Annotated in this window: 25 protein-coding genes; 13 read left to right on the top strand and 12 right to left on the bottom strand. The window is 54.6% G+C overall.

The features are described from left to right. Positions 1-117 precede the first annotated feature (117 nt). Positions 118-2,253, top strand: a complete 2,136-nt coding sequence (locus JKP81_RS22115) for an ornithine decarboxylase (protein WP_200553453.1) — start codon at positions 118-120, stop codon at positions 2,251-2,253. A gap of 35 nt (positions 2,254-2,288) precedes the next feature. On the opposite strand, the gene JKP81_RS22110 is transcribed toward JKP81_RS22115, so the two are convergent. Both JKP81_RS22110 and JKP81_RS22105 read right to left on the bottom strand, forming a co-directional pair. After that, positions 2,289-2,981: a response regulator gene (locus JKP81_RS22110; RefSeq protein ID WP_017457553.1), complete on the bottom strand. Its 693-nt coding sequence runs from the start codon at positions 2,979-2,981 to the stop codon at positions 2,289-2,291. Continuing rightward, the gene (locus JKP81_RS22105) at positions 2,971-4,608 is read right to left on the bottom strand and encodes a sensor histidine kinase (protein ID WP_200553451.1); all 1,638 of its coding nucleotides are present in this window, start codon (positions 4,606-4,608) and stop codon (positions 2,971-2,973) included. Before JKP81_RS22105 ends, JKP81_RS22110 begins: the two co-directional genes overlap by 11 nt. 335 nt (positions 4,609-4,943) lie before the next feature. On the opposite strand from JKP81_RS22105, the gene JKP81_RS22100 reads away from it, so the two are divergent. The 8 genes from JKP81_RS22100 to citG are packed head-to-tail and all read left to right on the top strand — an operon-like array spanning position 4,944 to position 12,290. Beyond that, complete coding sequence (locus JKP81_RS22100; RefSeq protein WP_200553449.1) at positions 4,944-6,308, top strand: 2-hydroxycarboxylate transporter family protein; 1,365 nt, start codon at positions 4,944-4,946, stop codon at positions 6,306-6,308. A 21-nt stretch (positions 6,309-6,329) separates the two neighbouring features. Then, entirely contained in the window at positions 6,330-7,193 is an 864-nt protein-coding gene (locus JKP81_RS22095; protein WP_200553447.1) for a fumarylacetoacetate hydrolase family protein, read from the top strand. Between the two features lie 16 nt (positions 7,194-7,209). Next, on the top strand, positions 7,210-8,229 hold the full coding sequence (citC, locus tag JKP81_RS22090; RefSeq protein ID WP_200553445.1) for a [citrate (pro-3S)-lyase] ligase: 1,020 nt from the start codon (positions 7,210-7,212) through the stop codon (positions 8,227-8,229). A 17-nt stretch (positions 8,230-8,246) separates the two neighbouring features. Continuing rightward, entirely contained in the window at positions 8,247-8,540 is a 294-nt protein-coding gene (gene citD / locus JKP81_RS22085) for a citrate lyase acyl carrier protein (RefSeq protein ID WP_020455183.1), read from the top strand. Continuing rightward, positions 8,537-9,412, top strand: a complete 876-nt coding sequence (citE, locus tag JKP81_RS22080) for a citrate (pro-3S)-lyase subunit beta (RefSeq protein ID WP_086873483.1) — start codon at positions 8,537-8,539, stop codon at positions 9,410-9,412. The genes citD and citE overlap by 4 nt, the downstream gene beginning before the upstream one ends. Before the next feature lie 10 nt (positions 9,413-9,422). Further along, complete coding sequence (citF, locus tag JKP81_RS22075) at positions 9,423-10,949, top strand: citrate lyase subunit alpha (protein WP_200553443.1); 1,527 nt, start codon at positions 9,423-9,425, stop codon at positions 10,947-10,949. Continuing rightward, the gene (gene citX / locus JKP81_RS22070; RefSeq protein ID WP_175273134.1) at positions 10,946-11,485 is read left to right on the top strand and encodes a citrate lyase holo-[acyl-carrier protein] synthase; all 540 of its coding nucleotides are present in this window, start codon (positions 10,946-10,948) and stop codon (positions 11,483-11,485) included. The genes citF and citX overlap by 4 nt, the downstream gene beginning before the upstream one ends. Continuing rightward, positions 11,463-12,290, top strand: coding sequence for a triphosphoribosyl-dephospho-CoA synthase CitG (gene citG, locus JKP81_RS22065; RefSeq protein ID WP_200553441.1), 828 nt, complete (start codon positions 11,463-11,465; stop codon positions 12,288-12,290). The genes citX and citG overlap by 23 nt, the downstream gene beginning before the upstream one ends. A gap of 242 nt (positions 12,291-12,532) precedes the next feature. Here the strand turns inward: citG and JKP81_RS22060 are convergent, their stop codons facing one another. From JKP81_RS22060 to mutY, 4 genes are all read right to left on the bottom strand, one after another. Then, positions 12,533-13,786: a nucleoside permease gene (locus tag JKP81_RS22060; protein ID WP_200553439.1), complete on the bottom strand. Its 1,254-nt coding sequence runs from the start codon at positions 13,784-13,786 to the stop codon at positions 12,533-12,535. Between the two features lie 238 nt (positions 13,787-14,024). Continuing rightward, positions 14,025-15,107, bottom strand: coding sequence for a membrane-bound lytic murein transglycosylase MltC (gene mltC / locus JKP81_RS22055; RefSeq protein WP_200553437.1), 1,083 nt, complete (start codon positions 15,105-15,107; stop codon positions 14,025-14,027). 109 nt (positions 15,108-15,216) lie between these two features. Beyond that, the gene (locus tag JKP81_RS22050) at positions 15,217-15,492 is read right to left on the bottom strand and encodes an oxidative damage protection protein (RefSeq protein ID WP_200553435.1); all 276 of its coding nucleotides are present in this window, start codon (positions 15,490-15,492) and stop codon (positions 15,217-15,219) included. 25 nt (positions 15,493-15,517) lie between these two features. Next, positions 15,518-16,567: an A/G-specific adenine glycosylase gene (mutY, locus tag JKP81_RS22045; RefSeq protein ID WP_200553433.1), complete on the bottom strand. Its 1,050-nt coding sequence runs from the start codon at positions 16,565-16,567 to the stop codon at positions 15,518-15,520. 142 nt (positions 16,568-16,709) lie between these two features. On the opposite strand from mutY, the gene trmB reads away from it, so the two are divergent. Genes trmB through JKP81_RS22030 form a run of 3 tightly spaced genes read left to right on the top strand, consistent with a single transcriptional unit; the run spans position 16,710 to position 18,530 of the window. Continuing rightward, positions 16,710-17,429 carry a tRNA (guanosine(46)-N7)-methyltransferase TrmB gene (gene trmB, locus JKP81_RS22040; RefSeq protein ID WP_017457567.1) on the top strand — a complete coding sequence of 240 codons (720 nt, stop codon included), beginning with the start codon at positions 16,710-16,712 and terminating at the stop codon, positions 17,427-17,429. Continuing rightward, positions 17,429-17,755 (top strand): YggL family protein, encoded by a 327-nt coding sequence (locus JKP81_RS22035; RefSeq protein WP_200553431.1) that lies wholly within the window; start codon positions 17,429-17,431, stop codon positions 17,753-17,755. Before trmB ends, JKP81_RS22035 begins: the two co-directional genes overlap by 1 nt. Before the next feature lie 55 nt (positions 17,756-17,810). Continuing rightward, positions 17,811-18,530 (top strand): DUF2884 domain-containing protein, encoded by a 720-nt coding sequence (locus tag JKP81_RS22030; RefSeq protein WP_200553429.1) that lies wholly within the window; start codon positions 17,811-17,813, stop codon positions 18,528-18,530. Positions 18,531-18,716: 186 nt separating this feature from the next. Here the strand turns inward: JKP81_RS22030 and hemW are convergent, their stop codons facing one another. The 5 genes from hemW to JKP81_RS22005 are packed head-to-tail and all read right to left on the bottom strand — an operon-like array spanning position 18,717 to position 22,024. Continuing rightward, entirely contained in the window at positions 18,717-19,853 is a 1,137-nt protein-coding gene (gene hemW, locus JKP81_RS22025) for a radical SAM family heme chaperone HemW (protein ID WP_200553427.1), read from the bottom strand. Continuing rightward, positions 19,846-20,439, bottom strand: coding sequence for an XTP/dITP diphosphatase (locus JKP81_RS22020; RefSeq protein ID WP_200553425.1), 594 nt, complete (start codon positions 20,437-20,439; stop codon positions 19,846-19,848). Before JKP81_RS22020 ends, hemW begins: the two co-directional genes overlap by 8 nt. Positions 20,440-20,447: 8 nt before the next feature. After that, positions 20,448-20,738, bottom strand: coding sequence for a DUF167 family protein YggU (gene yggU / locus JKP81_RS22015; RefSeq protein ID WP_200553424.1), 291 nt, complete (start codon positions 20,736-20,738; stop codon positions 20,448-20,450). Next, entirely contained in the window at positions 20,735-21,301 is a 567-nt protein-coding gene (locus JKP81_RS22010) for a YggT family protein (RefSeq protein WP_200553422.1), read from the bottom strand. Before JKP81_RS22010 ends, yggU begins: the two co-directional genes overlap by 4 nt. Before the next feature lie 18 nt (positions 21,302-21,319). Next, positions 21,320-22,024, bottom strand: a complete 705-nt coding sequence (locus JKP81_RS22005) for a YggS family pyridoxal phosphate-dependent enzyme (protein ID WP_200553420.1) — start codon at positions 22,022-22,024, stop codon at positions 21,320-21,322. Positions 22,025-22,041: 17 nt separating this feature from the next. Between JKP81_RS22005 and JKP81_RS22000 the strand changes: the two genes are divergently transcribed. After that, positions 22,042-23,022 (top strand): type IV pilus twitching motility protein PilT, encoded by a 981-nt coding sequence (locus JKP81_RS22000; RefSeq protein ID WP_200553419.1) that lies wholly within the window; start codon positions 22,042-22,044, stop codon positions 23,020-23,022. Here JKP81_RS22000 and JKP81_RS21995 read toward each other — a convergent pair. Then, positions 23,019-25,277, bottom strand: coding sequence for an FAD-dependent oxidoreductase (locus JKP81_RS21995; protein ID WP_200553418.1), 2,259 nt, complete (start codon positions 25,275-25,277; stop codon positions 23,019-23,021). The two genes, JKP81_RS22000 and JKP81_RS21995, sit on opposite strands and share 4 nt — an antisense overlap. Between the last annotated feature and the right edge of the window lie 26 nt (positions 25,278-25,303).

Raw genomic sequence — 25,303 nt, 5'->3', positions numbered from 1 at the left:
CTGTCTGCTTTTACTGATGTCTGGCGGTCGGAGCTGGTTCCAGTCAGACACGTTCGTTGGGCGAAGCAACTGCTTTGTCCGGGGTCTTTTACTCCCCTGAAACGGGTATTCGTGCTTATGAAATCAATGAAAATTGCCGTCAGCCGCGAGCTGATATCTGCGCTTTCCACCCACCGCGAAGTGGTGACGCTGGACAGTACCGATTTTACGGATGTGGCGGCAGTCGTCATGACATTAGCGGAGAGTCGCAGCGGCATTCTTGCGTTACTCAAACGGACGGGGTTTAACCTGCCGGTTTTTTTGTTCACTCAAGAGCCGGAGACCGTGCCTCAAGGCGTGACAGCGGTGATCGGCGGTAAAGATCAGGACTGGCTGGAGCTGGAAACCGCCGCCTGTGATTATGAAGATAATCTGCTACCACCATTTTTCGATACGCTGCGCCAGTATGTCGAAATGGACAACAGCACGTTTGCCTGCCCCGGTCATCAGCACGGTGAGTTCTTTAAAAAGCACCCGGCGGGTCGTCAGTTTTACGAATTCTTCGGCGAGAACGTATTTCGCGCCGACATGTGCAACGCCGACGTCAAGCTTGGCGATTTGCTGATCCACGAAGGTTCGGCCAAACATGCGCAGAAGTTTGCCGCGAAGGTATTCAACGCCGATAAAACCTACTTTGTGTTGAACGGCACTTCTGCCGCCAACAAAGTGGTGACCAACGCGCTGCTAACGCGGGGAGATCTGGTACTGTTCGATCGTAATAACCACAAATCCAACCATCATGGCGCCTTGATCCAGGCCGGTGCAACGCCGGTCTATCTGGAAGCGGCGCGTAACCCGTTTGGTTTTATTGGTGGCATTGACGATCACTGCTTTGACGAAACTTATCTGCGCGAGCTGATCCGTGAAGTCGCGCCGGAAAAGGCCGATCAGCCGCGTCCGTTCCGCCTGGCGGTGATCCAGCTTGGTACTTACGACGGCACGATCTACAACGCACGGCAGGTGATCGACAAGATCGGCAGCCTGTGTGACTACATTCTGTTTGATTCGGCCTGGGTAGGGTATGAGCAATTTATCCCGATGATGGCCGACTGCTCGCCGCTGCTGCTGGAGCTGAACGAGAACGATCCGGGCATTTTTGTCACCCAGTCGGTGCACAAGCAGCAGGCCGGGTTCTCACAAACCTCGCAGATCCACAAAAAAGATAACCATCTGCGCGGACAGGCACGTTTTTGCCCGCATAAGCGGCTGAACAATGCGTTTATGCTGCATGCGTCAACCAGCCCGTTTTATCCGTTATTTGCCGCGCTGGACGTGAACGCTAAGATCCATCAGGGCGAGAGCGGGCGTCGTCTGTGGGCAGAATGCGTAGCGTTGGGTATTGAAGCGCGCAAAGCGATCATCGCGAACTGTAAGATGATCAAACCTTTTGTGCCGCCGGAGATCGCCGGGCGACCATGGCAGGATCACCCAACAGACGTGATCGCCCACGAGCGGCGCTTCTTCAGCTTTGAGCCGGGTGATAAATGGCACGGTTTTGAAGGGTATGCGCACGAGCAATACTTTGTTGATCCCTGCAAACTGCTGCTGACCACGCCCGGCATCGATGTGGAAACGGGTGAATATACCGAGTTCGGCATTCCGGCCACCATTCTGGCGCACTACCTGCGTGAAAATGGCATTGTGCCGGAGAAGTGCGATCTCAACTCGATCCTGTTCCTGCTGACGCCGGCCGAAAGCGCCGAGAAGATGGCGCAGCTGGTGGCGATGCTCGCTCAGTTCGAACAACATATTGAAGACGACACGCCGCTGGCTGACGTGCTGCCAACCATTTTTAACAAATATCCGGTGCGTTATCGCGACTACACGCTGCGTGAGCTGTGCCAGGAGATGCACGATCTGTACGTGAGTTTTGACGTAAAAGATCTGCAAAAGGCGATGTTCCGCAAGGCCAGCCTGCCAGCGGTAGTGATGAATCCGCAGGATGCCAACAGCGAGTTTATTCGCGGTAATGTTGAGCTGGTGCGCATCAGTAAGGCGGAAGGGCGCATCGCCGCCGAAGGTGCGCTGCCTTATCCGCCGGGCGTGCTCTGCGTAGTGCCGGGAGAAGTATGGGGCGGGGCGGTGCAGCGCTACTTCCTCGCGCTGGAAGAGGGCGTCAATCTGCTGCCGGGCTTTTCACCGGAGCTGCAGGGCGTTTATTCGGAGACTGACACCGATGGCATTAAGCGTTTGTACGGTTATGTGCTGAAGTAGTTTTTAGCCCCTCAGCCACACGGTGAGGGGCCATTTCACGCAGCCACCCGGCGGTACATGCGCCTCGGGTGGCCGATTTTCCCGTACTGCATCTCCACCGCCAGAAACCCGGCTTCCACACAGTGCTCAAGATAGCGCCGGGTGGTGGTTTTGCTCAACCCCGTTTCGCTCACCACTTCATCAACAGAAAAACAGCGCGCGATCTCGTCGGCAAACAGTTTCTGAATCAGCGCCAGCGTACTCTCTTCAATGCCTTTACTGCCATTATCCTGGCGGAAATTCTTTGCCTGTAACTGGTAAAGCGAGTCCACGTTCTGCTGGTCGACAATTTTCCATACGCGTTGCTGCTCGGCGAATTGCACAAAGCGCTCCAGCGACTGGCTCAGCCGCTTCCACGACACGGGTTTGAGAATATAGTCGAACGCGCCATTACGGATCGCCTGGCTACAGGTGTCCATATCACTGGCGGCGGTAATGAAAATCACCGAGCAGTTTGCGCGAATAATCTGCGGATCGTTAATAAGGGTAATGCCTTTGCCATCCGGCAAATAGTTATCCAGTAACACTAACTGTGGTTGCGTATTGCTCAATAACTCCCGCGCTTCGGCAAGCGACGAGGCAATGCCCACCAGGCGCAAGCGCGGGTGTCTGCTGACCAGTTCCGCATTAAGCTGCGCAAGCGTGTTTTCATCTTCTACTATCAGCACGTCTATCAGTTCATGTTGCATAATTCTGATCTTCCAGGGTCGGCACGGGACGCGGTACGTTACCCGTTTCAGGAATAAACAAAGAGAAAATCGTGCCGCGAGGCGTGTTAGCGGAGACCTCAATCGATCCGCCCACTTGCGTGACATAGCTGGCAATCAGGTACAGACCGATACCATGATCGCCACTGCGCTTGGTGGTCATCCCGCGTTCAAAAATATGATCGCGAATCGCTGGATCAATGCCGATACCGCGATCCGCCACTTCAATAATCAACTCCCGTTCGTTCAGCAAAATCAGCACTTCAACCGGTTCGTGAGGCAGCGTGGCGCGCTGGGTTGCTTCAATCGCGTTATCCAACAGGTTACCGATGATTGAGATAAGCTCCGCTTCACCCAACAACCGGCAGGTTCTGTCCATCTGACACAGCGGATCAAAGGCCAGTTCTACCCCTTTTTCACGGGCGCGCGCCGCTTTCCCCAGCAGCAAACCGCACAGCGTCGGCGAGCTAAAACGCGAAGAGATAAAGTCCAGCAACTCCTGCGCGTGCTCTGACTGCGCCTGAATGTAGCGCACGGCCTCATCGTAACGCTCCATATGCAGCAGGCCAGAGAGCGTGTTCATGCGGTTCAACTGCTCATGGCGCATAATGCGCAGGTTATCAACGTAACGCTTCACCTGGCTGAGTTGCGCGCTCAACGTGTCTATCTCATTGCGATCGCGAAAGGTAATCACCCAGCCCTGCAATTTATTCTCCAGCATGATGCGTACCCGGCTGGCAATCACTGTTAACTGATTAAAACGGCAAATCTCATCGTGCGTGTCGTTTTCCAGCATCATCGAACGGTCAAAAAACGGTACCGGGGCAATGACTTCATCAACGGTTTGCCCGCGCAGCTCGCGCGTCGGCTGGCTTAACTCCAGAAGTTTGCGTGCCGCCTGATTGATCACTTCAATGCGCAGTCCGCTGTCAATCGCAATCACCCCTTCGTAGATCGATTCCATCATCGCCTTTTGCTGGCGCACCAGCAGGCCAATCTCCCGTGGCTCAAGGGAGAAAATCTGTTTTTTAATGCTGCGGGTAAAGAACCAGGAAAAAATAAACAGCGCTGCCAGCAGCAATACAGCGGCAATAAAAATATTGATCACTTTACCGAGCGTGATGGTATCGAGATAACTGGTCAGATACCCCACAGACACAATCCCGATAACGCGCCCGGCATCATCAAAAATCGGCGCTTTACTGCGTAACGAAATACCCAACCCGCCCTTGCGGATAGTGGTGATGCTTTTCCCGTGCAACACCTCGGTATTATCGTCACCCACTAATGTTTTTCCGACCACATCAGAATCGACTGAATGAAATAAATGCATGCCTTTGTTATCGCCGATAACAATAAAGCTTGCATCGCTATGCGCCACCACTTTATGCATAAATTGCGCGATGGCTCGAATATCTTTATCGGCAACCGACTGGCGTAAATTCGGAATAATGGCTATTTCCTCAGCCTGTATTTTTGCTCGTGCGCTCATTTCCTGATATAGCTGGCGACCGACATCCTTGTAATAATAAACGCCAAGCAGAACGAACAATCCGGAGAAAAAAAGCACCAGCGAAATAAAAAGTTTGATTTGGAAAGAGACTTTCATGACGGTTCGCACAGCAGCCAGCAAAGCGCCAATGTAGCATCTTTTTGCGCACGCGTACGCAGTTTACTGGAAACTTGTGATCCCTTGCACAGCCAGTGCTGAAGCGGAAAAACGGTCTGTTAAATATTCTTTTTTGGAAATGTTATTAACTTGTATTTCTATTTAAAAAAACCATAAAAACCATGCCAATAATTAAGGCGTAAATCACACAAAATAAAAGACACCTTAAAAACCATAGGAGCCATTAAAACTCCGGTTTTAATATGCTATTCCTCACATAAAGTATGCGTTTAGCCCTTTACTCTACAGCCACAAAATAACCAAGGGGCTTAATTATGAGCACAACTGACGATTCATTCTCTGTTACCTCTGAATCGCTGGCGATTCAAAAAACATCACTGAAGGATAAGTGGTGGCACATTATGGATACGTGGAAAGTGGGGATTATTCCACTGCCATTATTCCTGCTAGCCGGTGCGTTAATTGCTATCGATTGTCTTGGCGGCAAGTTGCCGAGCGATATCGTCGTGATGGTGGCGACGCTGGCATTCTTCGGCTTTGCATGCGGTGAGTTCGGTAAACGTCTGCCGATCGTGGGCAAACTGGGCGCAGCGGCGATTTGCGCCACCTTTATTCCTTCGGCAATGGTGTATTACGGTTTGCTACCGGATGTGGTGGTCGAGTCCACTACCAAGTTCTACAAATCAACCAACATCCTCTATCTCTACATCTGCTGCATCATTGTCGGCAGTATCATGAGCATGAACCGCACTACCCTGATTCAGGGCTTCCTGCGTATCTTCTTCCCAATGGTGTGTGGCGAAGTGGTTGGCATGCTGGTGGGTATGGGCGTTGGCCTGGCGCTGGGTATGGAACCGTTCCAGATCTTCTTCTTCATCATTCTGCCAATCATGGCGGGTGGTGTAGGTGAAGGCGCCATTCCGCTCTCGATCGGTTACGCCACGTTGCTGCATATGGATCAAGGCGTTGCGCTGGGTCGTGTATTGCCGATGGTGATGCTGGGCGGCCTGACCGCAATCATTATTTCCGGCTGCCTGAACCAGTTGGGTAAACGCTTCCCGCATCTGACCGGCGAAGGCCAACTGATGCCAAACCGCAGCAACGGTGATGAACCAGCGCCGGCTGCCCCCGCGTTTTCCGGTAAAACTGATGTCACCACCATCGCGGCGGGCGCACTGCTGGCTGTGTTGCTGTACATGATCGGCATGCTCGGCCACAAACTGATTGGCCTGCCTGCACCGGTCGGCATGCTGTTTGCCGCCGTGCTGGTTAAGCTGGCGCACGGTGTTTCTCCGCGCCTGCTGGAAGGTTCTCAGGTGGTGTACAAATTCTTCCAGACCTCCGTGACTTACCCAATCCTCTTCGCCGTGGGCGTTGCCATTACGCCGTGGGAAGAGCTGGTTCACGCTTTCACTCTCGATAACCTGCTGGTGATCGTGAGTACCGTTTCCGCACTGGTTGCCACTGGTTTCTTCGTAGGTAAAAAGATTGGCATGCATCCGATTGATGTCGCCATTGTTTCCTGCTGCCAGAGTGGCCAGGGCGGTACAGGGGATGTTGCCATCCTGACTGCCGGTAACCGTATGAGCCTGATGCCGTTTGCACAGATTGCTACCCGTATTGGCGGAGCGATCAACGTGTCGGTATCGCTGCTGGTTCTTGGCAATTTCCTCGTCTGATTAAGCACTACAGGAACTGATATGAAACTCGCAAGCTTTGTCCATCAGGGGATCCGTAGCTACGGCATCGTCAAGGCTGATGGTGTCATCAATCTGGGCCAGCGCCTGGGCGACCGCTACGGTGATTTGAAATCGTTGCTCGCAGCCGACGCGCTGAGTGAGGCACAACAGCTGAGCGGTGAAGCGACGGATCTGCGCTTTGACGATCTCAACTTCCTGCCGGTCATTGAAAACCCGGGGAAAATCCTCTGCGTCGGCATGAACTACGCCGAAAAACGCAAAGAGTTCGATCAACATAACCCGGCACCGACGCTGTTTGTGCGCTTCGCCGACTCGCAAACCGGGCATAACGCGCCGGTGCTGAAACCGCGCCACTCCAGCGAATTCGACTACGAAGGTGAGCTGGCGGTGATCATCGGTAAAGGCGGTGAAAACATCTCTCGTGACGCGGCGTTAAGTCATGTCGCAGGTTACAGCTGCTACATGGATGGCTCTGCGCGTGACTGGCAGCACACCTGGTTCACCGCCGGTAAAAACTGGCGGCAGACCGGCGCGTTCGGCCCGTGGATGACCACGGCAGATGAGATCCCCGATCCGCATCAGCTCACTATCCGCACCTGGTTGAATGGTCGCATGGTACAGGACGATAACACCGCTAGCATGATCCACAAGGTCGCCGAGCTTATTGAGTACATCAGCACCTTTACCAGCCTGACGCCGGGCGATGTCATCATCACTGGTTCACCGGGCGGCGTTGGCAAGAAACGCAATCCGCCGCTGTTTATGAAAGCGGGCGATCGCATCGAAGTGGAGATCGAAAACATCGGTCACCTCAGCAATGTGATTATTGATGCGCCAGCCCATGCGCTGACGGCAGCGCACTAAGGACGAAGGCAATACGATGCAAGCACGACCCTCCATCGACTTCCGCGTTGCGGAAGTCAACGGCAATACTCAACGGCTGGCCTCTATCCGCACGTTGCTCGCAGACAGTGGTTTAGGTATGGACAGTGATATCACCACCTTCGTTGAAGCCTGGTCGGGAAACCGGCTGGTGGGTTGTGCAGGTCTCGCCGCCAACGTCATCAAGTGTGTAGCGGTTGAAGAGCAGTTGCGTGGGGAAAACCTTAGCGCGCGGTTGCTGGCGGAAGTTGAGCACCTGGCGCTGGCGCGTGGACATTTTCATCTGTTCCTGTGCACGCGCCCTTGTAATCGGGAGCGTTTCCAGCACAGCGGTTTTTGGCCGGTTGCCCAGAGCGGCAACAATGCGATATTGATGGAAAATACACCGTCTGGCATTCAGCGTTACTGCCGTACTTTGCAGGCGCGCCGCGTTGCCGGAAATCGCATCGGTGCCATTGTGATGAACGCCAATCCCTTCACGCTTGGCCATCGGCATCTGGTTGAGCAGGCCGCACAGGCCTGCGACTGGCTGCACTTGTTTGTGGTGCGGGAAGATGCTTCGTTCTTTCCTTTCTCCGCACGGCTGAAAATGGTGAAAGCGGGCGTGGCGCATCTGCCAAATGTCACGGTTCACGAAGGCTCTCAGTACATTATTTCCCGCGCTACCTTTCCGGCCTATTTCCTTAAAGAGACCGGCAAAGTGCAGCAGGCGTGGAGCGAAATCGACCTGCTCATCTTCCGTAACCATATTGCCCCGGCGCTCGGTGTTACCCACCGCTTTATCGGCAGCGAGCCGTTTTGCGATATCACCCGCCAGTACAACCAGACTATGCATCAGTTGCTCGCGGGGGCTGTCGAGGTGGTGGAAGTTCCGCGTATTAAAGCGACCGGCACCGCCATCTCTGCCTCGGAAGTGCGTCGTTTACTCAAAACACACCAGTTTTCCCGTATTCGGGAAATTGTACCGGATACCACTTTTGCGCACCTTGAGTCTCATTACAGCGCGGAAGTCGCTTAAAAATCAGGAAAATAACTATGAAAATTGTAAGGGAGGCGCTGGCCGGGACGATGGAGTCCAGCGACCTGATGGTGAAAATCGCCCCCGCAGAAGGCGAGCTGGATATTGTTATCCACAGCGAGGTGATGAAGCAGTTCGGCGATCAAATCCGCAAGGTAGTGGATGCCACGCTGCGCGCGATGGAAGTCCGCCAGGGCTTAATCATCATTGAAGACAAAGGCGCACTGGACTGCGTAATCCGTGCCCGCCTGCAAAGCGCCATTCTGCGCGCCGCCGAAGGCACTGAAATCGACTGGGGGAAACTGCTGTGAAAAAACTACGTCGTAGCATGCTGTTTCTGCCAGGCGCTAACGCCGCCATGCTCTCCACCGCATTCATCTATCGCCCTGATTCGATCATGTTCGACCTGGAAGACGCGGTAGCGCTGCGCGAAAAAGACACCGCGCGCCTGCTGGTGTTCCACGCGCTGCAGCACCCGATGTATCAGGATATGGAAACCGTGGTACGTATTAACCCACTGAACACGCCGTTTGGCCTGCCAGATCTGGAAGCAGTGGTTCGTGCCGGTGTTGATGTGGTGCGTTTACCGAAAACGGATACGCCGGAAGATATCTACGAACTGGAACGCCACCTTGAGCGCATCGAACTGGCCTGCGGTCGCGAAGTGGGATCGACTCGCGTAATGGCGGCGATTGAATCGGCGATTGGCGTAATTAACGCTGTCGCGATTGCGCGCAGCTCGCAGCGCTTAATTGGTATCGCGCTGGCCGCGTTTGACTACGTAATGGATATGCAAACTGAACGTGGCGACGGCACTGAGCTGTTCTACGCGCGCTGCGCTGTGCTGCACGCCGCGCGCGCCGCTGGAATTGATGCGTTCGACGTGGTGTGGTCAGACGTCAATGATGAAGCCGGTTTCCTGCGAGAAGTCGACCTGGTGCGCAAAATGGGTTTCAACGGCAAGTCACTGATCAACCCACGCCAAATCGATCTGCTGCATAACGCCTATGCGCCAACTCAGCAGGAAGTGGATCACGCGAAAGTGGTTATCGAAGCGGCAGAAGAGGGCGAGCGTAACGGCCTGGGCGTGGTTTCGCTGAACGGCAAAATGATTGACGCCCCGATTATTAATCACGCGCAGATGGTGCTGGAACGTGCAGCTGCGTCCGGCGTGCGTCGTTAAGGACAGAACAATGAATCAAACAGAGCTTCTTCACGTTAATTTTCCCCATCTGCGTGATTTAAAACCCTTTGAAAGCGCGCACGCGGCGACGCCGTGGCTGGCGGATATCAACACCAAACACACGCGCAAACTCTGCGCGACGCTGGAAGACGCGATTGCGCGCAGCGGTCTGAAAGACGGCATGACCGTCTCTTTCCACCATGCATTTCGCGAAGGCGATCGTGTGATCAACAACGTCGTGGCAACGCTGGCGCGGCTGGGTTTTAAAAATCTGACGCTGGCGTCCAGTTCGCTGATGACCTGCAACGACGCGCTGATCGAGCATATTCAGAACGGTGTGATTTCGCGTATTTACACCTCCGGGATGCGCGGCAAGCTGGCGGATGCAATCTCTCACGGCCTGATGGCGGAACCGGTCCAGATTCACTCTCATGGCGGCCGCGTGAAGCTGTTGCAGGATGGTGAGCTGAACATTGATGTCGCTTTCCTCGGCGTGCCGTGCAGCGACGAGTTCGGTAACGCCAACGGCACACAGGGGAAATCCTGTTGTGGTTCGCTGGGTTACGCGATGGTGGATGCGCAGTTTGCCAAAAAAGTGGTGTTACTGACCGAAGAACTGGTGCCGTTCCCCAATATGCCTGCGAGCCTTGGTCAGGATCAGGTTGATCTGATCGTGCAGGTAGAGAGTGTGGGCGATCCGGCGAAAATCAGCGTCGGCGCGGCACGCGTCACCAGCAATCCGCGCGAGCTGATGATCGCCCGTTATGCAGCGGATGTGATCGAGCACTCCGGTTATTTCAAAGACGGTTTCTCCATGCAGACCGGCTCCGGCGCAGCAGCGACCGCAGCAACACGCTTCATGGAAGAAAAAATGGAGCGCCACGGGGTAAAAGCCCGCTTCGCGCTTGGCGGCATCACCGGTAGCCTGGTGGATCTGCATGAGAAAGGGCTTATTGAAAAACTGCTGGATACGCAGTGTTTCGATGGCGAAGCGGCGGCTTCGCTGCACCGTAACCCGAACCACGTTGAGATCTCCACCAACGTCTATGCCAATCCTGGCGGTAAAGCTGCCAGTTGCGATCAGCTGGATGTGGTGATCCTCAGCGCGCTGGAAATTGATGTCGACTTTAACGTTAACGTTATCACCGGTTCTGATGGCGTGATGCGCGGCGCATCTGGCGGCCACTGCGATGTCGCGGGAGCGGCTAACCTCACCATTGTTGTCGCGCCCTTGCTGCGTAGCCGTATTCCTACCGTGGTAAAACGCGTCACCACGTTGCTGACGCCAGGGGAAAGTATCGATGTGCTGGTCACCGATCACGGTATTGCTGTTAACCCGGCGCGCCCGGATATTCGTGAGCGTTTGCTGGCGGCAGGGCTGAAAATCGTTGACATCGAAGCGCTTTACCAGCGTGCGATTTCACTGACCGGCGAACCGAAACCGATCGCATTCACTGACCGCATTGTTGGCGTGATCCGTTATCGCGACGGCAGCGTGATCGATGTGGTTCGTCAGGTTAAAGAGGACAATTTATGACCACACTGACGCCCGTGAGAGCGGGCGTCAGCCTCGAAGCGCTGCTGGCGGCGAAAGATAGCCGCGCGGCGCGTCAGGCTGACTGGCTCACTCACTATCAACAACCGGTTATTTCGCTGACGCTGGTTACCCCCGGCGCGGTAAAAGACAGTATTCGCTACCGCAATACCATGGGCGTGGCACTCCAGGCCTGCGACCAGTTGCTGTGGCAAAACCACTGGCGCGTGCTGGACAGGCAGGTGTTGTGGCTGCCAACCGGTGCGGAAGCGCTGTGGTGCGTGGAGCATCCGGCAGTGGAAATCAAAGCGCAATGCGTGGAGATGGAACAGACTCATCCGCTTGGCAGACTGTGGGATTTCGATGTGTTTTGCCCGAAAGAAGGGCAGGTTGGGCGGCATTCGCTGGATTTAAATACCCGACGCTGCCTGGTATGTGATGAACCTGCACACGGCTGCGCCCGCTCGCGTCGCCATTCGGTAGAAGATGTAGTGGCTCGCGTGGAGAAATTAATTGATGGCTGGTTTGCTCGCGACTAAATCCGCCATTGCTGACGTGCCTGAGCTTGCGGCGCAGGCGCTGCGTCTTGAGCTGGATTTAACCCCCAAACCGGGGCTGGTGGACAGAGCCAATAACGGCTCGCACCAGGATATGGATCATGCGCTGTTTTTAAAGAGTATTGCGGCGATCGCGCTGTGGTTCAGGGTCTTTGCCGAAGCAGGAAAAACCCATGCGCAGAAACCGGCCAGCGAACAGCTACGGCTGCTGCGCCCAATGGGTATCGCCTGCGAGCAAGGGATGTTCACGGCGACAGGGGGCGTGAATACACACAAAGGCGGCATTTTTTCGCTTGGTCTGCTCTGTTTCGCCGCCGGGCGTTTGCAGGGACAAGGGCGCAGGGTTAGCGCTGACGCGCTTTGCCAGCAGGTGAGTGAAATCTGTTGTGGATTAGTGGCACATGAGCTGGCAGATCGCCCACAGGCTATCACGGCGGGTGAAAAACAGTTTCGCCAGTATGGGCTGACGGGGGCACGCGGTGAAGCGGAACAGGGGTTTATCACTGTGCGCCGCGCGGTGTTGCCGTACTGGCATCAGGAGCACGGGGAGCGGCGGTTACACAATGCGCTGCTGCGCCTGATGGCCGCGAACCGCGACAGTAATTTGGTTTCACGCGGCGGTATTGAAGGGCTGCACTACGTACAGGATTATGCGGCGAGATTGCTGGCAACGGGCTGGAATAGCGACGCGCTGCGCGAAATGGATAAGGCGCTAATGGCGCGCCGCTTAAGCCCTGGCGGGAGTGCCGATCTGCTGGCGGTAGCCTGGGTTCTTGCCGGGCTGTAAGCAGGCCATAAAAAAACATTTGTCTGGCAAATGGTATTGATTACGACCCAGAGGCGCGCATTAAAAGCTTTAATAAAACGTCTCTGCCTGTTCTGAACAATTTACATCCAAAGACAATAAGCTAAAGCCTGTTGCTGACCACCTTCACAAAAAAAGGTGGTCAAATGGCCACAAAAAACCCGGCGCTCAGGCCGGGTTTTGTCTTTGTATTTTAACCACCTTCAGAGAGGCGGTGAAGGGGCTCAGGCTTTCTGCGCCACACCTGCCGGTTCGCGCACGTGTTTGTATTTAAACAGCATCACGAAAGCGAAGGCCAGCACCAGCGAGTAACCTGCGAAAATCAGCCACACGGTTTTCCAGTCGGTGATGCCCGCAGTGGTGTAAATCTCAACCACTTTGCCGCTCACCATCCCGCCGAGAATACAGCCGAAGCCGTTGGTCATCATCAGCAACATACCCTGCGCACTGGCGCGGATAGCCGGATTCACCTCTTTCTCCACAAATACCGAACCGGAGATGTTGAAGAAGTCGAATGCGCAGCCGTAAACGATCATCGACAGAACCAGCAGCACGGTACCGAACGGCGTCGGGTCACCATAGGCAAACAGACCAAAACGCAGTACCCAGGCAATGATACTGATCATCATGACGTTCTTGATGCCGTAACGGCTCATAAAGAACGGGATTGCCAGGATAAACGCGGTTTCGGAAATCTGCGAAATCGACATCATCACCGACGCATGCGTCACGATGAAGCTGTTGGCGAACAGCGGGTTCGCGTCGAAGCTGTGCAGGAAGGTGTTGCCGAACATGTTGGTGATTTGCAGTTCGGCGCCCAGCAGCATCGAGAAGATAAAGAAGATTGCCATGCGCTTGTTTTTAAACAGCGCGAAAGCGTTCAGGCCCAGCATTTCCACCCAGGTCTGTTTCTCTTTGCTTTTGGCAACCGGCATATGCGGCAGCGTCAGAGAGAACAGACTCAGCACCAGCGACAGCGCCGCGCCAATGTAAAGCTGCATGTGGCTCAGTTCGAAACCGGAGAAGCTCACCGCCCACATCGCCAGAATAAAGCCGATGGTGCCCCAGATACGAATCGGTGGGAAATCGGTCACGATATCGTGGCCTGCGGATTTCAGGCGGAAGTAAGAAATGGTGTTCACTAGGCCCAGCGTTGGCATGTAGGCCAGCGAGTTAAGCAGGATGATGACAAACATTGCGCCAGGCGTGGTGACGCCTGCGGCGATAAATAACGTAATCGCCCCAATCAGATGGCACAGCGCATAAACCCATTTTGCGCTTAGCCACTTGTCCGCAACGATACCGAGCAGCGTTGGCATCAACAGTGATGCAATACCCAGCGAGCTATACACCGCGCCAATTTCCGCGCCCTGGAATTTCAGGGTAACGAACATATAAGAGCCAAGCGTAGTCAGCCAGCTTCCCCACAGGCAGAACTGCAGAAAGATAATGACTTTCAGCTGCAGCTTAAGATTCATGCTAATTTCCTCACAAAGGAGAGTGATAGATGTTGGAATGGGCACAATTGCGTTTGTTATGTGTCAGGATTCTACCATCTACGGGGTGGCGAATTTGTTATGCCCGACATAAAAATGCAAACTTCCTCTGATTGCATTTTTATATGGTGACGTATCTCACACTTTGGCGCAACCGTTTGCATCACTCACATAAATATCTTATGCCTCTTTCGTCGGAACAGACGAAAGAGGCAGCAGATTAGTTGCGACGGTAAGTTTTCTGTGCAGCGTTAACTTTGTAGAGATAGCGGCGGGATTCCGCCGATGGGTGGCGGGTAGTCAGGGTTTGGTATACATCTCCTGGCGTCATGGTGTTGATGATATTTGCCGCCTGCACTTTATCGGCGGAAAAGACGCGCAACACGCTGCCGGCACCGCCGTTATAAGCGGTAATAACCGCATAGCGCCGTGACGTTGGGTTATTGATCCCGGAGAGATAAATGTTATTCAACATCGCCAGATAAGCGGTGCCTGTATCAATGTTACTTTGCGGATCAAACAGATAACTACGATCGGGCGTCCCAGATTTTCCCTGCGCGCGGAACACATCTTTACCGGCGCTATGTTGCACAACCTGCATTAAGCCCAGCGCATCGGAGCGGCTAACGGCGTACGGGTTAAAGGAGGATTCGGTTTGCATAATCGCCAGAATCAGCGACTCTTCAACGCCATATTTATGTGACGCTTTGCGCACCATACCGACGTATTTATGTGCGCGTTTATCCAGGTGGTTTGGCACCAGGTTAATGGTCACGCTGTAGATCATACGTAAACCATTGCTGCGGCTTTTCAGCCGTGTTTGCAGCAAATAGTCCGCAAACTGCGCGGCACGCCATTGCCAGCGAATGGCTTCGCCGTTGTTATCCAGCACCTGGCCATACAGGAATGGCTCTTTCGAGATCTGGATATCGTCAACATCAGAGTAAAGATCGATAGAACCCGGATCGTCGCCCATCAACAGGGTTTTAATAATCGCCTGGCGCAAATGCGCCGCAGGATCGGTGCCGGAGATCGTCTCGACGGTGATCGTTCCCTCATCGAAGTTGATGTGGCTGCGGGTTTGGTACTGGTCGGTGTATTTAACGTAGTCCTTTGGGCCTGCTATCAGAACTTCGTTAAACCCCCATAAATTCTCAATATTATGGGCAAATTGACCCATCAGGATGTCAAAACCGTTGGTGTCTTTAATCCAGGCTTCGTTGTAGTCGTCGCCCGTTTTATTCGAACTGGAACAAGAAATCAGCAACGGCGCAATAATCGCTAGCGCTAAATATTTTTTCATCATTCCGGGATGCAATTGTGTTGGTGTGTTAGCGCCGGTGTCTTCTGCGCACTGGCAATGCCTTCCCATGCATTCGCGGCATTACCAGTGATTGCGCGTGAACAGCGGCTTATTTTTTTTCTTGCGGCGTATAGCCTTCAATGTGCACGTCTTTGCCTTCAAACAGGAAATTCACCATCTCCTCTTCCAGCAGCTTGCGGTGCTCGACGTTCATCATGTTGAGTTTTTTCTCGTTGATCAGCATGGTTTGCTTATGCTGCCACTGTTTCCAGGCCTCTTTCGAGATCTCGTTGTAAATGCGTTTTCCGAGATCGCCCGGATAGAGCTGGAAGTCTTGCCCTTCCGCTTCACGTTGCAGGAAGGTACAAAAAATAGTTCTGCTCATAACATAATCCTCTTTGCTTGCGCGCTTAACGGACTTCGGCGCGTAATTGCTGTATCAGGCGTTCCACGGGAGCCGCCAGACCGACGGATGGCGGTTGCGCTAAGTTATACCAAAGACCTGCGCCCTCATCCATGCAAGACGAGAACGAGGACACGCCAAGCCACATAGGCACAATATCCAGATGGAAATGGCTAAATGTATGGCGAAACGCCACAAGTTGGCTGAGATTATCGGCGCTAATCTTCCTCTGCGCCAGCCAGGCACGCAGGCTGGCCTCATCGCTGAACTGCGGGAAGCAGAATAACCCGCCCCACAGCCCGCTCGGTGGTCGCTGCTCAAGGTACACTTCACCTTCATGCTGCATCAGCAGAAGATACCCGGTGCGTTCGGGCAGCGTCTGTTTCGGTTTTTTACCCGGATATTGCGCCCATGTATTCGCCGCGTAGGCTTCACAGCCCGTTTGCAGCGGGCAGAGCTCGCATTTCGGTTTCGAACGGGTGCAAACCATCGCGCCCAGATCCATCATCGCCTGGTTAAAGCGCTCGACGCCCTGAGCCGGGGTGACCGCTGTGCTGATCTCCCACAAACGCTTTTCCACCTCTTTTTTACCCGGCCAGCCGTCCACCGCAAAGCAGCGCGCCAGCACGCGTTTTACGTTGCCATCGAGAATAGGGAAATGTTTGCCCAGCGACAAAGAGAGGATCGCGCCCGCAGTCGAGCGGCCGACGCCCGGCAACGCAGCGACCTCCTCGAATGTTTCCGGGAAACGCCCCGCATGCTGGTTTGCGACCTGCTGTGCGGCTTTATGCAAGTTGCGGGCACGGGCGTAATAGCCCAGCCCGGTCCATAAATGCAGCACTTCATCCAACGGTGCGTTCGCCAGATCGGTCACCGTTGGGAAACGCGCCATAAAGCGCTGGAAGTAGGGGATTACGGTTGTCACTTGCGTTTGTTGCAACATCACTTCCGATAGCCATACTTTGTAAGGCGTTTTTTCAATTTGCCAGGGCAGGGTTTTTCGCCCGTATTTGTCGTACCAGCCCAGCACCTGGGCTGAAAATTGAGACGCTTGCATGGTCACCAGAATCACGTAATCAGGGGCGAAGATTGCAGCACAGAGGCGATGAGCTGTAAACCGGAACTTTCCGGTGCTTGCATCGGGCGATTAACTTTGGATAATGCCCGTTTCCTGAACACTCTCACAAGCAGATCACTTTATGAATAACGACGTCATTTCACCGGAATTTGATGAAAACGGCCGCCCGTTGCGCCGCATTCGCAGCTTTGTCCGTCGCCAGGGCCGCCTGACGAAAGGGCAGCAACACGCGCTGGATAATTACTGGCCGGTGATGGGCGTTGAGTTCACTGAACAGCCGCTGGATTTCACCGCGCTGTTTGGCCGCACTGCCCCGGTTACGCTGGAGATCGGTTTTGGCATGGGGGCGTCGCTGGTTGAAATGGCGAAGATGCGCCCCGAGCAGAATTTTCTCGGCATTGAAGTGCACTCGCCGGGCGTTGGCGCTTGCCTCTCCTCCGCACATGAAGAGGGCGTGGAAAACCTGCGCGTAATGTGCCACGACGCGGTGGAAGTGTTGCACAAGATGATTCCTGACAATTCTTTGAACATGGTGCAGCTCTTTTTCCCTGACCCGTGGCACAAAGCGCGTCATAATAAACGCCGCATCGTTCAGGTACCCTTTGCTGAACTGGTGAAAAGTAAGCTTAAACTGGGCGGCGTGTTTCATATGGCGACAGACTGGGAAGCTTACGCGCAGCATATGCTGGAAGTGATGACGTCCATCGACGGTTACAAAAACCTGTCGGCGACCAACGACTTTGTGCCGCGTCCAGAGTCGCGTCCGGTAACCAAATTTGAACAGCGTGGCCATCGTCTTGGTCACGGCGTATGGGACTTAATGTTCGAGAGGGTGAAATAATGGCAACAAACCGCAGCCGTCGTTTGCGTAAAAAAATGCATATCGATGAATTTCAGGAACTGGGTTTTTCCGTTGCATGGCGCTTCCCGGAAGGAACCAGCGAAGAGCAGATTGATAAAACGGTTGATGACTTTATTCAGGAAGTGATTGAGCCGAACAAGCTGGCGTTTGACGGTAGCGGTTATCTGGCGTGGGATGGTCTGATTTGCCTGCAAGAGATTGGCAAATGTACTGAAGAGCATCAGGCTGTCGTGCGCAAATGGCTTGAAGAACACCAGCTGACCGATGTGCGCGTCAGCGAACTTTTCGACGTTTGGTGGGACTAACTAAAGCATAAGGGGCCAGCATTTGCTGGCCCGTTTTGTCTCTACAGGAGTTTTTATGATGCGCAAAACGCTACTGGCGGCGGCTCTAACGCTTACAGCATTCGCGGCTCAGGCCGACTATCAATGTAGCGTCACGCCGCGTGACGATGTGATCATCAACCCGCAAACCGTGCAGGTGAAAGGCGAGAACGGCAATCTGGTTATCACACCGGACGGCAACGTGATGTTCAACGGCAAACAACCGACCCTTAGCGCCGCCCAGCGCGAACAGGCAAAAGATTACCAGGCTGAACTGCGCAGCGCGCTGCCGTGGATTGACGATGGTGCGCGTAGCCGCGTGGAGAAAAACCGCATCGCGCTGGATAAAATCATCGTTAAAGAGGTAGGTGAAAGCAGCAGCATGCGTAATCGCCTGACCAAGCTTGATGCACAATTAAAAGAGCAGATGAATCGCATTATTGAACATCGTAGCGATGGCCTGACCTTCCACTATAAAGCGATTGAGCAAGTGCGCGCGGACGGCCAGCAACTGGTGAATCAGGCAATGGGCGGCATTTTGCAGGACAGCATTAATGAAATGGGCGCGAAAGCGGTGCTGAAAAGCGGCGGCAACCCATTACAAAACGTCTTAGGCAGCCTGGGCGGTTTACAGACCGCTATCCAGAACGAGTGGAAAAATCAGGAAGCGGATTTCCAGCAGTTCGGGAAAGATGTTTGTAAACGTGTAGTGACGCTGGAAGAGAGCCGTAAGGCATTAACCTCCGGACTTAAGTGACCGCAACCAGCAGCCTTCTTTCTACGAAGGCTGTTATTTTTACCTTTTGCGCCATTTTTATCTCGTTGTGGCAGGCTCGCTGACTGCATTAATCGACGGGATGTTCTGCGGTACTTGCGGAGTATTTTGTAGAGCCTGGCTAATATCTGGCTGGCTGTTCAAATAACCGAACAGCCAGCACCTGAATTATTCGGCAAGAAATAGTTCCAGCAGGGAATTAAGAAATAACTTCCCGTGTTCTGTTATCTGCCAGCTCTCTTCATTTTCCGTCAAATAATTCAGCTTCAGTGCTTCCTCAATTTGCGGGCGAATAACGCGTTCATCCAGGCCGGTATAGCGTGAAAAATCAGCACGCGGTGCGGGTTCCAGCAGGCGGAAACGGTTCATAAAGAACTCGAACGGTTTATCTTGCGCTTCCACATCGTGCTGCTTATCCAGATAATTGCCCTGCATATAACCGCGTGGATGACGGGTTTTTGCCGTACGCAGAATACGCCCATCCGGAAACGTCACTTTACCGTGCGCACCGCAGCCAATCCCCAGATAGTCGCCAAAACGCCAGTAGTTGAGATTGTGCTGGCACTGATAACCGGGCTTCGCGTAAGCCGAGGTTTCATATTGCTGATACCCGGCGGCGGTAAGTATCTGGTGGCCCTGTTCGAAAATGTCCCAGAGCGCATCGTCGTCTGGCAGCACCGGAGGACGTGAGCCAAACAGCGTATTAGGTTCAATGGTGAGCTGATACCACGACAAATGTGGCGGGTTGAGCGCAATCGCCTGGCGCAAGTCATCCAGCGCTTCTTCCAGCGACTGATCCGGCAGCCCGTGCATTAAATCAAGGTTAAAGCTGCGTAACCCCAGCCCGCTCGCCAGGTGCGCGGCGCGTTTGGCTTCCTGCGGGCCGTGAATACGCCCCAGGCGCTGCAACTTCGTTTCGCTAAAACTTTGTACGCCAATGGAAATGCGGTTCACGCCGGCACGTTGGTAGTCGACAAAGCGGTCGGCCTCCACGGTTCCGGGGTTGGCTTCCATCGTTATTTCTGCATCCAGTGCGAGCGGCAAACGCGCACGCACGCCGTCCAGCAATGTTTGCATTGCCGGGCCAGAGAGCAGGCTCGGCGTACCGCCACCAATAAAAATGGTCTTTATTTCACGTCCCTGTGCGTAGGCGACATCCGCATCGAGATCGTTAAGCAAATGCTGAACGTAGTCATCGTGCGGCACTTCGCCCTTCAATGCGTGGGAATTGAAATCGCAGTACGGACATTTCTGCACGCACCACGGAATATGTATATAAAGGCTCAAAGGTGGCAAATCAGCCATTACGCAGTGCTTCCAGTAACAGTTTCAACGCTTGTCCACGGTGGGATATTGCGCTTTTTTCTTCGCGGGTGAGTTCCGCAGCGGTTTTGCCCTCAGCAGGGACAAAGAAAATCGGATCGTAGCCAAAGCCGCCGTTACCCGCAGCCTGCCGCGTAATTACGCCAGACCAGCGGCCGTGGCACACCAGCGGGGTCGGGTCATCCGCATGACGCATATAGACCAGTACGCAATGGAATTGCGCTTTGCGCTCAGCGTCCGGCACATCTTTTAGCGCGTCGAGCAGTTTTTCGAGGTTCTGCTGGTCGCTGGCATCAACGCCGGAATAACGGGCGGAATAAATCCCCGGCGCGCCGCCGAGGGCATCGACAGCCAGGCCGGAATCGTCAGCGATAGCGGGCAGGCCGGTAACCTGTGATGCGTGGCGCGCTTTGAGGATCGCGTTTTCAATAAACGTCAGGCCGGTCTCTTCGGCGGATTCCACGCCCAACTCGGTTTGTGCGACAACATCAAAGCCAAAATCATTCAGCAGCGAGGCCAGCTCGCGCACCTTACCGGCATTACCGGTAGCGAGGACAACTTTTTGCATAGCGGATCCTAATGTATCAGCGCCGCGACTTCTGTCGGGATCTGTTGCGGATGTGAGATTTTAATCTGTTTGTGGCGGCCCAGTTCGCCTTTTTCAATCACGACCTGGTTTTTCGCCACGCGGAACTGCTTAGCGAGGAATTTTACCAGGTGCGCATTAGCCTGGCCGTCCACTGGCGGGGCGGTGATGGCGACTTTTAACTCGTCGCCATGCAGCCCGATAATGGCGTCACGGCTGGCTTTTGGCTGACTATACAGCCGCAACACCAGCCCGTCTTCACAGGTAACAACGGCACTCATAGTGCCATCCACAGCCCCGGCAGCAGAATATCGCCGGTAGATTGCAGCACTTCTGCAATCCCCATATTCAGAACATACAGCAGCAGCACCAGAATCATCGGTGAAAAATCAATGCCGCCCATGGCCGGCAGCAAACTGCGGATCGGGCGCAGCAGCGGCTCGGTCAACTGCATCAGCACATACTCTACCGGGCTGCGTCCCTGACTGACCCAACTCATGATGGCCATCACCAGCAGTACCCAGAAAATCATCAAGCCGATGGTTTTCAGTAAAATAAGCAGGGCGGAAATCCAGATAATCGGCTGGAAAGTGATCACCATAAATATCACTATCGCTTTGATAAACGACAGAATAAAGGCAATCAGCAGCGAGGCGCTATCCAGCGGCCCCATTGCGGGCAGCACCCGGCGCAGCGGCCCGACAATCGGCTGCGTGGCCTTGACCACGAACTGCGAAAACGGGTTGTAAAAATCGCAGCGTGCCCACTGCATCCAGACACGTAACAGCAGAACCATTGTGTAGAGTTCAATCACTGTCGAGAGCAGGAAAGTCAACGTCTTCATGGCGTTCCTCAGTTTTCCTTAATTTTTCGTGTAATCGCGCGCACCAAAAATGGCCGTACCAATGCGCACCATCGTGCTTCCCGCCGCAATGGCGGCGGTCATATCGTCGGACATGCCCAACGACAGGGTATCCACCGTCGGATAGCGTGTTTTCAACGCCTCAAATGCTACAGCCATTTGCCGTGCCACGGCAAACTGGCGTTCGTAATCTGTTTCCGGCGCAGGTATTGCCATCAACCCGCGCAGGCAAACGCCGGGTAGCTCGGCTACCTGAGCGGCCAGCGCATCCAGCTCGCTGAGCGCAATACCGGATTTGCTCTGCTCATCGCTGATGTTGATTTGAATAAGCACATTCAGCGGCGCTAACGTTGCCGGGCGCTGCTCGCTTAAACGGCTGGCAATGCGCAACCTGTCTACCGTGTGGCACCAGTCGAAGTTCTCCGCCACCAGACGGCTTTTGTTGGACTGTAACGGGCCAATAAAGTGCCATTGCAAACCCTGAACGCCCAGTTGCCTGAAGTGGTTAATTTTATCCACCCCTTCCTGAACATAGTTTTCGCCAAAAGCACGTTGCCCGGCATTGATCGCTTCTGCGACAGCGCTCGCAGGTTTAGTTTTGCTCACTGCAAGCAATGTCACTTCTTCTGAAGCACGGCCGCAGCGCGTTGCGGCGGCTGAGATTTTGTCCCGGACCTGTGCCAGGTTATGCGCAATATCGTTCATGATTCCAGGATGGCTATATGGATATAGAAGAAATAGTGGCGCTTAGTGTAAAGCATAATGTCTCGGATCTACACCTGTGCAGTGGCTCAGCGCCGCGCTGGCGGCAGCAAGGCCGTCTGGAACCCGCGCCGTTTGAAATAGCGGATCTCGCCGGGCTGATTGATCTGCACCTCAATACTGCTCAGCAGCGTCTGTGGCGAGAGCGGGGGCAGGTCGATTTTGCCCTGACGACAGCCGCAGGGCATAGGCTGCGGGCAGGTGCCTTTACGCGTCACGGTGGCGTTTCGCTGGCGTTACGTGTGCTGCCGCAAAGCTGCCCACTGCTCAGTGAGCTGGATGCGCCTGTGCTGCTGGGCGAATTACTTGGGCGTGAAAACGGCCTGATACTGGTGACGGGTGCCACTGGTAGCGGCAAATCTACCACCCTGGCAGCCATGGTGGATTATCTGAATCAACATAACGATGCGCATATTCTCACGCTGGAAGATCCGATCGAGTTTGTTCACACCAGCAACCGCTGCCTGATTCAGCAGCGGGAAGTGGGTCTGCATTGCATGACATTTGCCGACGGTCTGCGTGCGGCGCTGCGTGAGGATCCGGATGTGATCCTTCTCGGTGAGTTACGCGACAGCGAGACCATCCGTCTGGCGCTGACCGCCGCTGAAACCGGCCATCTTGTGCTGGCGACGCTGCATACGCGCGGCGCAGCACAAGCTGTAGAGCGGTTGGTTGATTCCTTTCCTGCGCAAGAAAAAGATCCTGTACGCAGCCAACTGGCGGGAAGTCTGCAGGCGGTGCTGGCGCAAAAACTTGAGGCGGACAAGCGGGGAGGGAGAGTGGCGTTATTTGAGTTGCTGATTAACTCTCCGGCGGTGGCGAGCCTGATTCGCGAAGGCAAAACGCACCAGTTGCCCGGGGTGATGCAAACCGGGCAACAGGCTGGAATGCAAACTTTCGCACAAAGCCACCAACAACGGGTGCTACAAGGCTGGCTTTAGCGGATGTTAAGTGAGTAAACCGCAGGCAGCGCGCCTGCCGTTTTCAGGATCTCCAGCCTGACGCTGCGCACCGTCAGTGGTTCTTCCAGTCTGTGCTGGCACACCGAGTGGTGGTTATTTACCACCTCGGCCAGGAGCTGTTCATCGGCCCACAGGCGGTAGTGCGTGATGCAGTGTGGCGTTACGGCATAGTGGTGACCCATTTGCACTGACTCCATCGCGTTATCGAAATCGTTGTCCTGTACCAGCGTTAGATGCTGCAACGTTTGCGGCTCCGCCCAGCGCCAGATGATTTCCGGGGCGACATCGTCAGCAGCGGGCGTCCATGCGTTGATTTGCTGCTCCGGACGCAAGCGGCCATTTAATACATTCTGCGCACACCAGGCATTCAGTGGTTGGCTGAAACGCAGGGCAGGGAAAATCTGCTGCGGGTGGCGGCGTGGCAGCCAGAAATCGAACTCGTCGACGCCATAATCGCTGTCTGCGACCTGCCGGGTGTGTTTTGCCACACGGGCGTTAAGGCTGTTAAAAACCGTCATAATGCCTGGCAGGTGGGTATCCGTGAGCGCAATTTCGATACCTTCCTGCGCTTCGAAAGCGATAAATACATACTGGTCGCGATCGCTTTGCCACTGGAAGGCCAGGGTATACTCCGCTTCGCCGGAGACCTGGAGCACGTTTTCGTCGTATTGATAGTCCGGGGTGAAGTTCCCGGCGCGTGCGCTGCCAAGCAGCGAAACCGCCAGTGGCTGCGGTGTTGATGCCCGTAAACGCAGCGTCATCTCGGGTAGTTGCACGCCTGCGCGTACGGGTAACAGTAACGCCATGCGTTCCGAAAGCGACTGCCAGTTGCCGTTGGGTTTCAGCTCAATCAGTTGGTATTCGCTGCTGGCGCTGACGGTGGCACCTTGCGCCGGGTCGTTCAGCCACTGACGTGGGATATAACAGCCAGTGGCCTGTAAATGTTGCTGCAAAGCGCTGATATGCTCGCGCTGCGCCAGCTCACGCGGTAGCAGGTTAAGTGTTTTACACTGCGCGGCGGCGCGCCCGACAACTTCGCCCAACAGACCGCAGGTACACATCACACGGGCGCTGCCGAAGGCGACATGCGAAGCGGAGATCAGCCGGCCGGTAAGCAATAAGTTATCGAGCGAGCGGCTGTAGAGGCTGCGAAACGGAATGGTGTAGGTGCCTTTGCTGTGAAACTGCCGGCAACCGTCGTGGGTGCTATAAACGCCATCCGCCGGGTGCAAATCTATCGACCAACCGCCATAACCTACGGCGTCGTAGTGATCGCGCTGCTCAATAATGTCCTGCTGGCACAGCAAATGATCGCCAAGGAAACGGCGGCTTTCGCGTTTGCCGGGGATCGCGCCGACCCATTCGATAGTCATATTGGCAGCTTCAGGGAATTCACCAGAATTTTTAATGTGATCCCAGACGCCCCAGACTATCTTCCACAGTTCCCATTTGATCTCTTCACTTTCATGCACGGTATCGAGGCGGCCTCCCCACTCCAGCCACCATAAATCGCAGCCGTTCAGCGTTGATGTCAGGCGCTTATAGCGCGGGATCTCAGTGATATCTTTCAGCGCAAAAGAGGGGGGCACAAAGTTTACTGGTCCAGCGGTTTGCTTAGTGTAGAAATAGATGGAGTGCCCCAGCTTATGGCCAAAATTGTCACCGGGCGCCATTTTTTCGCCCAGCTCTTCTGCTTCTTCCGCGCCTTCGCGGTATTCTGCACCCGCCAGAAAACCGAGCACGCCGTCGCCGGTAGCGTCGCAGAACTGCGCGGCGCTGACGGTGTAAAAGGTTTCGTTAATGGGGTTGAAGGCTTTTACCGCAGTGAGGGCATTTTCCGTTTTTTCGACCTCAAAGACGGCAGTATTGAGCAGCAATGTCAGCCTCGGCTGGCTTTTGGCAAGATCCAGCAGCACCAGGTCGAACATCACCGGATTCCCCTCTTTGTTCCGCCAGAGGTTCTCTTCCATGATTTCGCCCATGATGCCGCCTTCGCGCGCCCAGCGGTTATTATTGCCCATATGTGACGTTGCGCCGTTGGCCCACAGACGCACTTCGCTGGAGGCATTACCACCCAGCACTGGCCTGTCCTGAACGAGCACTACCTGCAGGCCGTCTCGCGCTGCCGCCAGCGCGGCACAAAGCCCTGCCAGCCCGCCGCCTGCAACTAACAGGTCTGCGTGCAGTTGCTGTGCTGGAAATATTCTGGCATCGGTTTGAGGAAAGATTTTCATAACCTTGTTTCCTTCTTTACTGGCGG

The organism is Kosakonia sp. LAM2021, assembly GCF_016620385.1.
Classification (GTDB): Bacteria; Pseudomonadota; Gammaproteobacteria; order Enterobacterales; family Enterobacteriaceae; genus Kosakonia; species Kosakonia sacchari.
This window is presented reverse-complemented; position numbering and strand designations above follow the sequence as displayed.